This is a genomic window from Myxococcus virescens (genome assembly GCF_900101905.1).
GTDB classification, from domain to species: domain Bacteria; phylum Myxococcota; class Myxococcia; order Myxococcales; family Myxococcaceae; genus Myxococcus; species Myxococcus virescens.
Genome location: NZ_FNAJ01000009.1, coordinates 154,748 through 168,286, shown reverse-complemented (window position 1 = coordinate 168,286; position 13,539 = coordinate 154,748). Strand labels below are relative to the sequence as shown.

The 13,539-nt window shown below is 69.8% G+C and carries 13 protein-coding genes; 7 read left to right on the top strand and 6 right to left on the bottom strand.

Features of this window, described 5'->3' with window-relative positions; all coding sequences use genetic code 11:
• Positions 1-16: 16 nt before the first annotated feature.
• Both BLU09_RS24710 and BLU09_RS24705 read right to left on the bottom strand, forming a co-directional pair.
• The gene (locus BLU09_RS24710; protein WP_090491953.1) at positions 17-268 is read right to left on the bottom strand and encodes a hypothetical protein; all 252 of its coding nucleotides are present in this window, start codon (positions 266-268) and stop codon (positions 17-19) included.
• 163 nt (positions 269-431) lie between these two features.
• Complete coding sequence (locus BLU09_RS24705; RefSeq protein WP_090491952.1) at positions 432-1,925, bottom strand: TolB family protein; 1,494 nt, start codon at positions 1,923-1,925, stop codon at positions 432-434.
• A gap of 120 nt (positions 1,926-2,045) precedes the next feature.
• On the opposite strand from BLU09_RS24705, the gene BLU09_RS24700 reads away from it, so the two are divergent.
• Entirely contained in the window at positions 2,046-2,843 is a 798-nt protein-coding gene (locus BLU09_RS24700) for a TatD family hydrolase (protein WP_090491951.1), read from the top strand.
• A gap of 28 nt (positions 2,844-2,871) precedes the next feature.
• Positions 2,872-3,738, top strand: coding sequence for a tRNA threonylcarbamoyladenosine dehydratase (locus tag BLU09_RS24695; protein ID WP_011552069.1), 867 nt, complete (start codon positions 2,872-2,874; stop codon positions 3,736-3,738).
• A gap of 4 nt (positions 3,739-3,742) precedes the next feature.
• On the opposite strand, the gene BLU09_RS24690 is transcribed toward BLU09_RS24695, so the two are convergent.
• Entirely contained in the window at positions 3,743-4,726 is a 984-nt protein-coding gene (locus tag BLU09_RS24690) for a RecB family exonuclease (RefSeq protein ID WP_090491950.1), read from the bottom strand.
• A gap of 96 nt (positions 4,727-4,822) precedes the next feature.
• Here BLU09_RS24690 and BLU09_RS24685 point away from each other — a divergent pair, with 96 nt between their 5' ends.
• From BLU09_RS24685 to BLU09_RS24675, 3 genes are all read left to right on the top strand, one after another.
• Entirely contained in the window at positions 4,823-5,650 is an 828-nt protein-coding gene (locus BLU09_RS24685) for an SDR family oxidoreductase (protein WP_090491949.1), read from the top strand.
• Positions 5,647-6,921: an A/G-specific adenine glycosylase gene (gene mutY / locus BLU09_RS24680; protein WP_244172005.1), complete on the top strand. Its 1,275-nt coding sequence runs from the start codon at positions 5,647-5,649 to the stop codon at positions 6,919-6,921. The genes BLU09_RS24685 and mutY overlap by 4 nt, the downstream gene beginning before the upstream one ends.
• A 156-nt stretch (positions 6,922-7,077) precedes the next feature.
• Positions 7,078-7,302, top strand: a complete 225-nt coding sequence (locus BLU09_RS24675) for a DUF2934 domain-containing protein (RefSeq protein WP_090491948.1) — start codon at positions 7,078-7,080, stop codon at positions 7,300-7,302.
• A gap of 70 nt (positions 7,303-7,372) precedes the next feature.
• Here the strand turns inward: BLU09_RS24675 and BLU09_RS24670 are convergent, their stop codons facing one another.
• Positions 7,373-8,212: an FRG domain-containing protein gene (locus BLU09_RS24670; protein ID WP_186817983.1), complete on the bottom strand. Its 840-nt coding sequence runs from the start codon at positions 8,210-8,212 to the stop codon at positions 7,373-7,375.
• Between the two features lie 65 nt (positions 8,213-8,277).
• Positions 8,278-9,369 carry a uroporphyrinogen decarboxylase/cobalamine-independent methonine synthase family protein gene (locus BLU09_RS24665; RefSeq protein WP_090491946.1) on the bottom strand — a complete coding sequence of 364 codons (1,092 nt, stop codon included), beginning with the start codon at positions 9,367-9,369 and terminating at the stop codon, positions 8,278-8,280.
• Between the two features lie 139 nt (positions 9,370-9,508).
• Between BLU09_RS24665 and BLU09_RS24660 the strand changes: the two genes are divergently transcribed.
• Positions 9,509-10,108 (top strand): hypothetical protein, encoded by a 600-nt coding sequence (locus BLU09_RS24660; RefSeq protein WP_228558419.1) that lies wholly within the window; start codon positions 9,509-9,511, stop codon positions 10,106-10,108.
• A gap of 54 nt (positions 10,109-10,162) precedes the next feature.
• On the opposite strand, the gene BLU09_RS24655 is transcribed toward BLU09_RS24660, so the two are convergent.
• Entirely contained in the window at positions 10,163-11,944 is a 1,782-nt protein-coding gene (locus BLU09_RS24655; RefSeq protein WP_244172004.1) for a HEAT repeat domain-containing protein, read from the bottom strand.
• Positions 11,945-12,337: 393 nt separating this feature from the next.
• On the opposite strand from BLU09_RS24655, the gene BLU09_RS24650 reads away from it, so the two are divergent.
• A complete protein-coding gene (locus BLU09_RS24650; protein ID WP_090491943.1) occupies positions 12,338-13,519 on the top strand; it encodes a hypothetical protein in 1,182 nt (393 codons plus the stop codon).
• Positions 13,520-13,539: the final 20 nt, after the last annotated feature.

The following is a 13,539-nucleotide window of genomic DNA, read 5'->3' as shown; positions in this document are numbered from 1 at the left end:
CCTGCCGGCGTGGACGTCAGTCTCCCGCCATCAGGATGCCGGCGGTGTAGCGCTGCCGCGTGGGCTCTCCCGCGAGCAGCTTCTCGAAGTCTTCGGCGTTGTTCGGGTGCACCAGGAAGCTGCCGGAGCGTGTCTCCAGGCGCACAGGCGCGGCCAGCGACTGTGGCTCCTCGGCCACGGTGCCACCACTGCCCTCGACCAGCCTGTGAGCCGGCGCGGTGGCGCAGGCGGTGAAGAGCAGGAAGCCAGGAACAAGAAAGCGCCTCATGCGGGTCCTCCGGTGGACGGGCCCAGGGGTGGGCCCGCGCGCCCCTCCCTATGCCGCATCTCGCGTGGAGACAAGGTGCCGCGCGCCATCCCGGAAACGACGAAGGCCCGCGCCTCCCTGGGGAGACGCGGGCCTGGGACTTCACGCCGTCAACAGCCTGGGGCTACCGGGGCTGCCAGCGCGGGCGGTGGTCATCGCCGCGCGACGTCTGGAGGGTGTAGTCCCCCAGCGGGTGGACGATGGGGTCACCCACCTTCGCGCCCGCCGCCGGATCAATCTGCTGGACGTAGAGCTGCCCCGCCTGGATGTAGGCCACGTAGTGGCCATCCGGAGAGAACGATGGGAGCGTGGCGCCCTCGGCGAAGCTGACCTCATCCCCCACCGGGGCGCCGTCCGCCGGGTTGATGCGGCGCAGGAAGACGATGTTGCCCGGGTCGCCGGCGCAGGGCGAGGTACCGGCGCCGCAGAGCACCGGCTCCCCCGTGGTGGGGTTGAAGAAGTAGGCGCGCACATACGCCACCCAGCTGCCATCCGGCGCCCAGGTGGGGTTGGCGATGTAGGAATCCACCGAGCCACCCTCGACGGCCGCCGTGCTGAACTCGGCAATCGTCTGCACCGCGGCGCCGCCCACGGGGACGATGTAGAGCGCGGCGTTCAGCCCCACCGGCCGCGTGTCATCCGGACGGAGGAACAGGAGCTGGTCATTGACGCGGTTGTAGTGCGGCTGCTCCGCCGTGGCGCCCGCGATGGCCAGCGGCGTGGGCGTGCCGCCGACGGTGGCCGTGGAGATGCCGACGGTGGCCGTGCTGAACGCGAACGTGTTGCCGTTGCGCCAGGCCGGGGAGGAGCCGGTCGCGGTGGCCTGCTCCACCGTGCCGCCCTCGGCCGGAACGCGGGAGATGCCGGAGATGCTGTCGCCCGCGCGGCGCACGTACAGGAGAGAATCCCCGGGCTCCCACTCCAGGTAGAGGAAGCCCTCGGTGCTGCCCGTGGTGCCGTTGGCGAGCATCGTGGGCGTGCCCGCCACCAGCGGCACGTCGCGCGCCACCAGCTCACCGGCCAGGTTCCCCGTCGAGGTGCCCGTCTCGGTGGCACCCTGGACGAAGGCAATCCGGTTGCCGGCCGGGTTCCAGCGCGGGTAGAGGCTGTTCACCGCGGCGTCCGACAGCCGCGTGGGCTCCGGCTCATCGAACCGCGTCACCACCGCGGCCATTTCGTCGGTGTCGTCCATGGCCGTGAAGGCCACGTGCAGCGCCTGACACGTCATGGCCTCGGCCGTGCCCTCACAGCGCAGGCCCGCGGCACAGTCGGCGGACGAGGTGCAAGCATCGCCCTTGGCCCCCGTGCCGATGACGACCACGCCACCCCCGTCGGCCGTGCCCGCGTCCGTGCCGGCATCCTCTTCAGTGCCCGCGTCCTGTTCGGTGCCCGCGTCGCCCTCGGTGCCGGCGTCCTCTTCCGTCCCAGCGTCCTCCTCGGGCGGCCGCTGGACATCGCGCAGCTCACAGTCGCCCGAGCGGCACGTCCAATCCTTCCCCGCCGGGGGCGGCCCCTTGTCGCTGCGACAGTCGAATGCATCGACACATTCGTCACCGCACCCCGTCGACAGCACCAGCAGCACGCCACACAGCGCGCTGATAACGACACGCTTGGTCATGGAAACCCTCCGGAGAATAGAGGGCGCGTATACCGTCAGCCTTTCCGGGCGCGCTGACCCGGATGCGCAGGAGCACGCAGCGTGTTCCTGAATGAACGGCCCAAGGGAGCTGCCTGCTCAATGATAGACACCCACTGCCACCTGGACGCCTCCCGCTTCGATGCCGACAGGACGGAAGTCCTGTCACGCGCCTGGGCCGCGGGCCTCCACGGCATCGTCATCCCTGGCGTGGGTCCGCATGACTGGGAGCCCTTGCTGGAGATGTCCCGCCAGGATGCCCGCCTTCAGGTGGGCCTGGGCATCCACCCGCAGCTCCTCCCCGACCTGCCCCCGGAAGAGGACGACGCCGTGCTCGAGCACCTGGACGCGTTGCTCGCGAAGGGCGGCGCGGCGGCTGTGGGCGAGTGCGGATTGGACGGCCCCTGCCTCCCGGGCGCGCCGCTGGAACGGCAGGTGACGGTGCTGAAGCGGCACCTCGCGCTGGCGCGCAAGCACGGCCTGCCCGTGCTGATGCACTGTCACCGGCTGCACCCAGCCCTCATCGAGCTGCTGAAGGAGGAGCCCCTCCCCGAGGCCGGCCTGCTCATGCACAGCTACAGCGGCGGCGTGGAGCTGGCGCGCTTCTATCTCCAGAAGGGCTGCCACTTCTCCTTCGCGGGCCCCGTCACCTGGGCGGAGGCCCGCAAGCCCCTGGATGCGCTCCGGGCCATCCCCCTGGACCGGCTGATGGCGGAGACGGACGCCCCCGACCAGGCCCCCACGCCCCACCGGGGGACGCGCTCCGAGCCGGGCTACCTTCCCCACATCCTGGAGGGCATGGCCCGCGTCCGGGGGGAGCCCGTCGAGGAGGTCGCCCGGCAGACGACCGAGAATGCCCGCCGCTTCTTCCGGGAAGCTTTCCCTGCACCTTCGCGGTAGGCGAGCGGTCGCGTTATAGAGGACCGCCATGAACCCGCAGCCGCTCCCCGCCCCTGCCCCTGAGACTCCGCCCACCGCCCCGGACTCGCTCGCCCGTCCCTTCAAGCTCTCCCGGCGCTTCGACCGGACCGGCCGCCTGCTGGGCGACTCCGCGATGGAGCGGCTGGCCAACGCGCGCGTGGTGGTGTTCGGCCTGGGCGGCGTGGGCAGCTTCGCGGCGGAGGGCCTGGTGCGCAGCGGCATTGGCCACCTGACGCTGGTGGACCATGACGACGTGTGCGTCACCAACACCAACCGCCAGCTCCACGCGACGGTGAAGGCCGTGGGCAAGCCCAAGGCGGAGCTGATGGCGCAGCGCTGCCAGGAAATCAACCCGGCGGCGAAGGTGGAGGCGGTGCGCGAGTTCTACCGCGCGGACGTGGCCGAGCAGATGCTCCAGCCGGGCCAGTACGACTTCGTCGTGGACGCCATCGACAACGTGAAGGCGAAGCTGCACCTGCTGCACCGCTGCGTGACGCTGGGCGTGCCGGTGGTCAGCTCCATGGGCGCCGCGGGCCGGTTGGACCCCACCGCCATCCGCGTGGAGGACCTGTCCGAGACGCACATGGACCCCTTCGCCAAGGACATCCGCAAGCTGCTCAAGCGCAAGTACGCGGTGGAGACGGACAAGCACACGGGCATCACGGCCGTGTACTCCATCGAAGCGCGGCGGCTGCCGGTGACGCTCCAGTACGACGACGCCACCGACGGATTCCTGTGCGTGTGCCCGCAGGACAACGAGTTCCACACCTGCGACCACCGCACGCAGATTGACGGCAGCGTGGCCTTCGTCACGTCCTGCTTCGGGATGAACGCGGCGGGCGTGGTGGTGCGTCGGCTCGCGTCGGCGCGCTAGGCGCTCAGGCCACCTGCTGCGGCTGGGGCGCTTCGGGCGCGGCGCCCTCGCGTCCGCAGGGACGGCGGAAGACACACCGCGCGCAGGACATCAGCGACTCCGTGGGCGGAAACGCGGACGCGTCCAGCGGCGTGTTGGTGGCTGGGTCCTTCAGCAGCGAGCGCATCTTCGCCACGCTCTGCTCGAAGTGCCGGCGGAAGGAGGCCATGGCCTCCGGGTCCACCGCGACGTCCTGCTCCTTGCCCTCATTGAGGTACACGAGCGAGGCGCGCACCTTCTCCACCGGGAAGCCGTAGCGCTGGGCCACGTAGAGCGCGTAACCGAGCACCTGCTCGTCGTACCCGTCGCGCGACTTGCCCGTCTTCCAGTCCACCACCACCGGCGTGCCGTCCGCGTCCACGAAGGCGAAGTCGGGAATCGCGAAGACCTTGAGGCCGTCCAGCGTGAAGTGGGCGAAGTCGAAGCCCGCGTCCACCTCCAGCCACTGCTCGGGCTTGAGGCTGTGCGCCAGGTCCTTCCAGCGCGAGGAGAAGAACCACGACAGCGCGGAGCGCACCGTCTCCCAGTTCTGCTTCCACGCCTCGTCCGGCACCGCTTCGGCGTACTCGTGCTCCACCAGGCCGGTGAACTGCTTGCGGTACTTCTGCGACCAGTAGTTCTTCGAGCGCGAGTGCCGGAAGTCGTCCTGCATCAGCTTGCGCGTGCGCGCCTCCACCGCCGCCGGGTCCACCTCGCGGCCCGCGCGCCAGTCCAACAGCACGTCCTTGATGCTCTCGTGCACCACGCTGCCGGCCCACGTGTAGCGGTTGCCCAGCTTCTTCAGCACGTAGAGCTCGCGTACGTCCTTGGGCGCGCTCGCCTCCCAGCCGCCCCAGGAGCGGTAGTAGTAGAGGTAGTACGCGCGAAGGCACTCGGAGAACTTCTCGTGGCGGCTCTTGGACCAGGAGAAGTCGTTGCTGAGAGGGGGGCGCCGCATGAAGGCGCGCATCCTAGGCGTTCGCCCGCTCCACCAGAAGGGGAACAGGCGAGGAAACAGGCCCCCGCTGGTCGCTGAAAGACAGTCCCCCCAGGCAACCGGGAAGGTATGGTGCGCGCTGGCATGAAGACCCAACCCTTCAAGGGCCGGGTGGTCCTCATCACGGGGGCTTCCGGAGGCATTGGCAGGGCGGCGGCGAGGGCCTACGCCGCCGCGGGCGCGGATGTCGTCCTGGCCGCACGCCGGCTTCCCGAGCTCGAGGACGCGGCCCGTGAAGTGGCGTCACTGGGCGTGAGGGCACTGCCGGTGCGGTGCGACGTCACGGTGGGCGACGACGTGACGCGGCTGGTGCGCGAGACGGACGCCGCCTTCGGTGGGCTGGATGTGCTCGTCAACAACGCGGGCCAAGGTCTCTACGGACCGCTGGAGGGCGTTGGGGAGGAGCAACTCCGGCAGGTCTTCGAGCTGAACGTCTTCGGGCTGTGGCGGATGACACGCGAGGCCCTGCCGCTGTTGCGCAAGCGGCGTGGCGCCCAGGTGGTCAACGTCAGCTCCGTGCTGGGCCACCGGGGGCTGCCGCTGCTGGGCGGTTACTGCGCGTCCAAGGCCGCGGTGAATGCGATGACGGAGTCGCTGCGCGCGGAGCTGGCCGCCGAGGGCATCCGGGTGCTGCTCGTGTCGCCCGGCTTCACCGAAAGCGACTTCCGGGAGAACCGCCTTCATGCGGAGGGCTGGCGACAGGACGCCATTCCACTGAAGGCCATGTCCGCGGAAGAAGTCGCCGACGCAATGGTTCGTGCGAGCCGGAGTGGGCGGCGCGACACCGTGCTCACGCTGCCCGGCCGGGTGATGGTGGTGGCCAACCGATGGGTGCCTTCCCTGTTCGACCGTGTCGCCCGCCGCATGGCGGCTGCTTCGAAGAAGAAGGACGCATGACCTCCCGCAGTCCCCGTGCCCCCCGCGCGAAGCCCGCTCCAGAAGACGCGCAGGTGCCGCGCGAAGGCATCGTCACGAAGACGCGAGCTGCCGCCACGGCCGCGGCATCGTCCCATGAAGCCCCCGCACGGAAGCCCCGCGCCGGGCGCCCCCCTTCCGCGCCGCTCGCGGCCACTGTCACACCCGCGCGGGCGCACCTGGCCAGCGTGCGTGGGCCGCTGCTGGACTGGTACGACCGGAACAAGCGCGACCTGCCCTGGCGCCGCACCCGGGACCCGTATGCCATCTGGCTGAGCGAAGTCATGCTCCAGCAGACCCAGGTGTCGACGGTGATTCCCTACTGGGAGCGGTTCCTCGCGCGATTCCCCACGGCGCGCGCGTTGACCTCGGCGCCGCTGGATGACGTGCTCGCGGGCTGGAAGGGCCTGGGCTACTACAGCCGTGCCCGCAACCTGCACCGCGCCGCACAGGAAGTCGTCGCGCGCTTCGGCGGCACCCTGCCGTCCACCGCCGCGGAGCTGCTCGAACTGCCCGGCTTCGGCCGATACACCGCGGGCGCGGTCGCCTCCATCGCCTTTGGCGAAGAAGCGCCGCTGGTGGACGGCAACGTCGCGCGCGTCTTCTCTCGCATCTTCGAGGTCGAAGGCCTTCCAGGAGACCGCCAGCGAGAGGCCACCCTGTGGGCGCTCGCCGCCGCGCTGGTGAAGGGCGAGCGGCCCGGTGACTTCAACCAGGCCCTCATGGAGCACGGCGCAACCACGTGCCGGCCAGAGAACCCGCTTTGCCTGCTGTGCCCCGTGCGCGGAGCCTGTGTCGCCTTCCGCAAGGGCCGCGTGGACGAGCTGCCCCCCGCCAAGGTGCGCGCCACGCCCAAGAAGCTGACGCTGGCCGTCGCCGTGTGGCCCCATGCCGGCACCCTCCTCTTCGCCCGCCGCGCGGACGCCGGGCTCTTCGGAGGCCTGTGGGAGCTGCCGGCCGCCGAAATCGCCGACGACGCACCGGACAGCGAAGCCCGTGCCCGGCTCTCCGCCGCGCTGGGTGTCGACGTGAGCCTGGAAGGCGCGCTGGGCACCGTGAAGCGGCAGCTCACCCACCGAGACCTCTCGCTTCGGCTGCTGCGCGTCTCCGGCCCTCGCCGACCCGCGAGCACGCCCGCCTTCCAGGAGCTTCGCTGGTGCTCCCCTGATGACGCGGGGAAGCTCGGCATGAGCACCGCGATGCAGCGAGCGCTCGACATCGCGCTGGGAGCGGGCGTGCTGCCAGGCGGCTGAAAGTCTCCACGCCGCCCCGCACATGCCGCCTGTCCGTCGCTCGACACAGAGGCAGTCCTCCTGTCGCACTGACAACCCCGGCCCCCGCATGCCGGTTCCTTTCAGCATCGACGCGCCACAATCTCCGCGGACTCTTTCCACCGGAGGAATCCGAGCATGGCACGCCACACCGCCAACAAGCAGACGGGGCCGTCTTCCAGCAAGCCGCCTGCCCCCTCGGCCCAAACCAGGCCGCAGGCTCCGGAGTCGCGCCCCGGCCCCACCAACGAGCAGATTGCCCGCCGGGCCTACGAAGTCTTCCTGGCCCGGGGCGGCACGCACGGCAACCCCGAGCAGGACTGGTTCCAGGCCGAGCGCGAGCTTCGACTCGGCCGTCAGTGACAGTCCGCTGACACACGGGCGCGCCGTCGCTGAGCGCAGGCCGGGCACAGCGGAGGGCCGCCAGCCCCACTCACCTCGTCACGCGCCGCCGCTTGCGCACCGGGGGCGCGTCCGGGGCGTGCGCGGAGGCGCGTGGGCCGTAGTAACGCCGCAGCCAGCGGCTGAGCCCGTCGAAGCCAGGAAAGAGCACGCGCTCGGTGATGTTGCTCTGGTCCAGCTTGTCGCGCACCTCCCACTTGAGCGCGGCGGGGATGATGAGCTTGCGCACGCCAGCCGCCTGGGCTTCGAGGAAGGTGTCCAGGCGAAGCTCGGGCCCGTTCATCACGGAGAAGAGCGCGAACTGATTCACGATGCGGGCGTCCAGCGACGGTGGCTCCAGGAAGAGCACGAACGGGTGCTTCGCGAGCTGGTCGAAGGTCGAAAGGTCCGACGCCGTCGTGGCCAGCATCTCCCCCGTGAAGACATCCGCGCCTTCTCGCTGGAGCAGCGTCTTCAACCGCCTGGGAAGGTGACGATTCGTCTGGCGGTAGTCCACACACCACACCACGCCGTCCTCTCCGTACCACTCCGGGTTCTCGGTGAGGAAGTGGAGCGCCACATAGGGGCTGAAGGTCCAATCCAGCATCCGCGCGGGCAGCCCATGATGCTGGGCCAGGGCGAGCCAGTCCCAGACTGACTCCACGGGCTGCGGGCTGTAGCTCCGCGCGTACTTCCGGAAGGCCCTCAGCAGGTCCTTCTCCTTGCGCACGAACAGCCCCTTGCGATTGAGCGCCGTGGACAGGTCGTTGGTCACCTGAGGCATGCCACGGAAGACAAAGGTGGACCGGTGACGCCCCAACACCTCGCTCCACGACCCGGCGAAGAGCGCGTCCTGCAGCTCCAACCATGTCCCGATTCGCTGTTCCAACATGGCCCAGAACCCCCGCGACACAATAAGCATCGCGGCGGGACGGGCCCGCCCGGGACCGGGGCCGCTCAGTGGGGATTCACGGTGTCAACGGAGGGACGCTCGGCGGAGAGCGCGCTCCGGAGCCGCCGCTGCGCCACCTTGAGCTCCTCCAGGATGCGCTCCGCGTCGATGACCGAGCGCATCGCCAGCCCGCAGGCGGGCGTCAGCACCACCGTGGACACCACCTGCGCGAAGGTGAAGCCGGCGGGCAGCGCCGCCTTCAGCGTGGCCTCCACCGAGTCCACCAGCTCTCCCACCTCATAGGTGGACGCCAGGTCCGTGGGGATGATGCCCAGGCTCAGCGTCGCGCCCGCGGCGAGGAAACGCGCCAGCGCGGCCCCCGCCTCCACCATCGCGTCCAGCGACAGCCGCACGTCCAGGGAGAGCAGGTCCGGCTGGACATCCAGCAGCGCGGCCCAGTCCGTGTTGCCGCAGCAGTGCAGCCCCACCAGCGCGCCTTCGCGCTGCAAGGCCACCACCAGCAGCTTCAGCTCCTGCATGGCAATCAGGTGCCGGGGATTCGTGCGCTGGAGCGCGTAGAGCCCAGGCTCATCCAGATAGAACAGCGGCGTGGTGCCCGCGCGGCGCAGCGCCTTCACCATGGCCAGTGAGCGCGCCAGGGACAGCCGATACATCGCTTCATCCAGGCCCGGCACATCCAACGCGGGCTGTCCGTCGGTGGTGCGCGCCACCGAGCGCACCGTGAAGGGCCCCGCGAGCTGCGCCTTCGCGAAGGCCAGCTTCCGCGCCTCCACTTCCCACAGGAAGGGCCGCCACGCCCGGCACGCCTCGGGTGAGGGCTCGAAGGCCTCGAACTGGCCGGACTGGAACGCCGCCTCCAGCCGCGCCTCGAAGGCAGCGCGCCCCGCGTGCCAGGCCGCGAGGTCCACCGTACACAGGCCTTCCTCATCGAAGGCCAGACCCGGCAGCCCCTCCAGGGCCGCGGGAATCATCAACTCCGAGGGCTTGCCCACTGGCAACTGCGGCAGGAACGGAATGTCCAGGGCCAGCGCGGCCTGGAGCCCCAGCTCCACTTGCGTGTGCGGCAAGCTCCCGATTCCGGTGGTGGCGCAGGCAGGCAGCAACTGGACGGCTCGGCGGATGTTCGGCGCGCTCATGGCGCGGACTCTATCCCCTCCCCGGCCTTCCGGTGTGGCTGCCCATCCCCGATGCGCCGGGTTCCCGACCTTCCCGTCCGGCAACAACGTTCCACCCAAGAACCGGGAAGCACCCCGGCGGACAAGGGAGGGGGCATTCATGAACAGGCGCTGTGGATGGGGGACGGGCACCCTGGCGGCGGCATTGCTCGCCAGTCCCGCCGTCGCGGAGACGCCCCGCGCCGTCAAGGCGCAGCCCGCCCCGGGCTTCGGAGCCTCCGGCCTGACGGTGCGCAGCGGCGTGACGACCTGGTCGGGCAACGTGGGCAGGGAGACAGGCGTGGGCGCGTTCCTGGCCCTGCTGGGGGAAGTCCCCATTGTCTCCGGCGTGGGCCTGGAGCTGGGCTACGAGGGCTCCGCCAACGGCTACGCGGAGCCCCGGCGCGGCACGCTGTGGCGGCACAACGGCGGCCTGCTGGCCAAGGTGGGCCCCACGCTCTTCTCGCAGTGGAAGCCCTTCATCGGCGCGGGCGCGGGCGTCAGCTACTTCCACCCCACGCCCATGGACGTGGGCACCGCCTTCGAGAAGGGCTGGGGCGCGGAGGTGCCACTCGCCGCCGGGCTCGAGTACCGGTACAGCGGCGTCACCGCCGGCCTGCGCGCCACCTACCGCGTGCTCGTGGCGCGGGACTTCGCCCCCAGCAGCGCGGACGTCGGAAACCTCTTCAGCGCCGACCTCAGCCTGGGCGCGCGCTTCTGAGCCGCCCTTCACCGGTTTCCGACACGACTCGCGGCCGGAAGAAGGCGGAGGGCCTCAGGGGCCGGTATTGGCGGACACCGCCTCGAGGAACCCCAGGGCCGCCTGCCGGATGCTGGCGTTGGAGTCGTTCTGACTGGCCCAGGCCAGCAGCGGGCGGACTTCGAGCGTGGTGGTGACCCGGGAGCCCAGGAACTGGACGAGCTCCGCCCGCAGCCCGTCCGATGGGTCCCCCCGGAGCGCCTGTTCGAGCGCAGGCAGGAGCGGGCCCAGCGGACGGAAGCTGGCGGCGAAGACGACGGCCTTCCGGACCTCCGGCGAAGGGTCCCCGAGCAGCCGCTGCGCGAGGAGCGAGTCCACCGCCGGGTCGACCAGCAACCGGAGCGCCTCCACCGCGGCCTGCCGCACCTGGGGGGCTGCTTCGCGCAACCCCTCTTCGATGTAGCCGAGCGCACGGGCGTCCCGTGTGTTCCCCAGCGCCCGCATCAACAGGGCCTTCTCCTCCACCGAGTTCGACGAACGAAAACGCGCGCCCAGCTCCTGGACGAGCGTCTCCGAGCCCCGTGCGTCCTGGGCCCCCATCCGCATGGCCGCGTTGCCCAGCGCCAGGGTCGCGGTGTCCCTCAGCTCCGCCTGCGTGTCACGGGCGCGCGCCCGGAGCGCCTCCACCCCCTCCGGAGTGGGCGCCTCCGCCATGCCCAGGGCCGCGACCGCGTCCGTACGGACCGGTACGGACACGTCGCCATCCTCGAGGATGCGGGAGAGGGCCTGAATCGACTCCGTCGTGCTGGCCGCTGACAGCGCGCCCAACATCGGGCTGGCGGCGAGCGGCTCCAACCCCTCGTGCAGCACCCCTGGCACCTTCAGGGCCTCCGCGGGCTCCAGCACGAACAGCGCGCGCAGGCGCTCCATCGCCAGGGTCCTCGCGTCGTCCCGCGCCTGCTCGTCCTTGGGCAGCGCGCGCAGGTCCTCGAGCATGTCCTCGAAGCGGCGCCCGCCCAGAATCTGCCGGTGGTGAGCCTGCGGGTCCTGCGCCTGGCCCTGGATGCTGGCCAATGGGACGGTGGTCAGCCGGTCTCGCAGCGCGGTCAGCGCACCTGGCAACGAGGTGTCCCGGCTCCGCCCCAGCAGCCGCAAGCGCAGCCGCAGGTCGTGACTCGCCCGGGGCATGCCATCTCCCGCGTCCACCTCCAACTGCTCGCTGGCCACCAGCGCCTCCGTCCACAGGTCCGCGCCCAGTTGGAATTGGGAATCGGTGCGCACCTCGATGCGAAGCTTGTCCTTCGCCAGCGGTTGCAGGCCCTGCGCCGTCGCCACATGGGTATAGGCCAGCTTCGACTTGGAGAAATGCAGCGGCGCCTCGGCGCGCCGATACGCGGCGTTGTACTGGCCCGTGGCGTCGTGCTCCTCGCTCTGCCAGCCCGCTCCGGGCGCGCCCTGCACCACGAACTGCGTCGCCGCCACCACCGAGCGGAGCAGGCCCTGGGCCAGCACGTCCGTGCCGGTCTCCATGTGGACGAGCCGCGCGGCCCCCGTGCGCTCCAGCGTCACGAAAAAGGGAAGGGAGAGGCTCCCCATCAGCAACTGCCGCTGGTCCGGCGACAGCGCGTCATGCCCCTCCACGTCGACGGAGACATTCTCTGGCAGCAGGCTCACCCGCGCATCGACGCGCGTGTCGTTCGCGCTGACGATGCCCACTCGCCACTCACCCTTGAGGTGAAAGCGCATGGACGGCGGCGCGTCGCCTTGCGGCTGTGTCTGTTTGAACGCCACCTGCTGCATCACATCCAACGAATACCGGTACTCCGAGCCCGGCACCCAGGCCCGCTTTCCATCCACGCTGGCGCGCGCGGGCTCAGGCTCGGTCTGAGACAGGGGCGACGGAAGCGTCGCAGTCGCGCGCGAGGCTTCCGAAGCCGGATTGGGGGTGGCCGCCTCCGTCCGGCTCCACCACCATGCAGCGGAAAGTCCCAAGACAAGAAGGGCTGCCAGCGACAAGGCTTGATGACGCTTCGGTACGGGGCGCATGGCGCCAATCGCTAGCATGCATCAGGGGGTTTCGCCTAGGGGCTGGCCGCATCAAGGCATACAACAGCCATATCCCCAGCGCTCCGCGACCGTCCAAAAACTATCCTCTATGAGTATGGCACGATTGACACTCACAGTGACATGCCTGTACTGAGCCTCCTTGACTTCGGGCTCTGTTTGACTGCCCATGAAAGGACACCGCACATGCAAAAGCCGAAAGCGACTTTGGGTTTCGCAGCGCTGTTGTTCGCAGTGGTGGCTTCGCAGGCCGCACAGGCACAGGTGCCTGCGTATGTCGACCCAGTCATCTACACGGTCAACCCGACGAGTTTTCCCGCCACGACCTACCCACCGGGCTATCAGCTCAACAACAACTATCCCTGGGAGTCGACGTACCCGTTCTCACCTTCGTATTCGGCGACCGAGCAGCAAATCATCATCAATGACGAGCTCGCGCGGACGGGCGGCGAACTGGGGACAGACCCGGTCGACGGCAGCCCGAACATCACCATCGACCAGGGCATCATTCCCGAGGCCCACATCGAGAATGTGCAGCCCGCGGTCGTGGTGGCGACGGAAGTCACGCCTCCATCCAACGGCACCACCCCCTTCAGCCGCAGCTACTACCGGAAGAATGACTTCGGCAACAGCCTCTTCGGTGCGGGCTACATCATCGATGCGGCGATGACGGCGTCTCCGTCGACGGGCGTCGCGGAGAAGAAGGTCGAGGCCTATGCCGACGGCAAGGTCTTCGCCGTGGCGTTTGGCGCGGAGCGGGAGATTGTCCGGGGCCGCGCGGAGCTCACCGGCCAGCAGGGCGGAAACAACAGCGGCACCGCTCGGCTCTACGCCATGGGCCAGCAAATCTGGTCCGGCAACCTGTACACCAGCTTTGAAATCACGCCCATCAACTGGAGCCGCACGTTCTTCTCTGTCTCCAAGCGGTTCATGGTGGGACCGGTTCCAGTCTCCGTGGCGGCGTCCGTGGGTGGCGGCGTGAAGCTGACCGTCTCCGGGCAGGTCGGCCCGACCATCGCCAGGCTGACCACCGCCGCGGGAGGCTGGGCCAACGCCACCGCGTCCGCGGGGGTCGATATCATCGTCGCGGGGGTTGGCGTTGAGGGCAACCTGGTCCTCGTCAATGTCAGCCTGCCAGCCTTCGCCGAGCTGTTCTGGCCGTTCTACTCGCTCGACTACACGCTCCGGTCCAACCTGAACCTGACCGCGCTCTCCGGCAACATCAAGCTCTGGGTCCGGGTCGGCTTCTGGTTCCTCAAGAAGACGTGGCGCGTGACGATTGCCAGCTGGTCCGGCACCACCCAGAACTGGCCCCTCTTCACCCAGAATGGCTCTCTCATCCTGGGCATGGAGCCCATGGGCATGTGAGGCGTCGTTGACGATCCGGG

Bases quoted from the DNA above. Each gene is read 5' to 3' on its own strand.
- BLU09_RS24710 (WP_090491953.1), bottom strand. From the start codon at position 268: ATGAGGCGCTTTCTTGTTCCTGGCTTCCTGCTCTTCACCGCCTGCGCC.
- BLU09_RS24705 (WP_090491952.1), bottom strand. From the start codon at position 1,925: ATGACCAAGCGTGTCGTTATCAGCGCGCTGTGTGGCGTGCTGCTGGTG.
- BLU09_RS24700 (WP_090491951.1), top strand. From the start codon at position 2,046: ATGATAGACACCCACTGCCACCTGGACGCCTCCCGCTTCGATGCCGAC.
- BLU09_RS24695 (WP_011552069.1), top strand. From the start codon at position 2,872: ATGAACCCGCAGCCGCTCCCCGCCCCTGCCCCTGAGACTCCGCCCACC.
- BLU09_RS24690 (WP_090491950.1), bottom strand. From the start codon at position 4,726: ATGCGCGCCTTCATGCGGCGCCCCCCTCTCAGCAACGACTTCTCCTGG.
- BLU09_RS24685 (WP_090491949.1), top strand. From the start codon at position 4,823: ATGGTGCGCGCTGGCATGAAGACCCAACCCTTCAAGGGCCGGGTGGTC.
- mutY (WP_244172005.1), top strand. From the start codon at position 5,647: ATGACCTCCCGCAGTCCCCGTGCCCCCCGCGCGAAGCCCGCTCCAGAA.
- BLU09_RS24675 (WP_090491948.1), top strand. From the start codon at position 7,078: ATGGCACGCCACACCGCCAACAAGCAGACGGGGCCGTCTTCCAGCAAG.
- BLU09_RS24670 (WP_186817983.1), bottom strand. From the start codon at position 8,212: ATGTTGGAACAGCGAATCGGGACATGGTTGGAGCTGCAGGACGCGCTC.
- BLU09_RS24665 (WP_090491946.1), bottom strand. From the start codon at position 9,369: ATGAGCGCGCCGAACATCCGCCGAGCCGTCCAGTTGCTGCCTGCCTGC.
- BLU09_RS24660 (WP_228558419.1), top strand. From the start codon at position 9,509: ATGAACAGGCGCTGTGGATGGGGGACGGGCACCCTGGCGGCGGCATTG.
- BLU09_RS24650 (WP_090491943.1), top strand. From the start codon at position 12,338: ATGCAAAAGCCGAAAGCGACTTTGGGTTTCGCAGCGCTGTTGTTCGCA.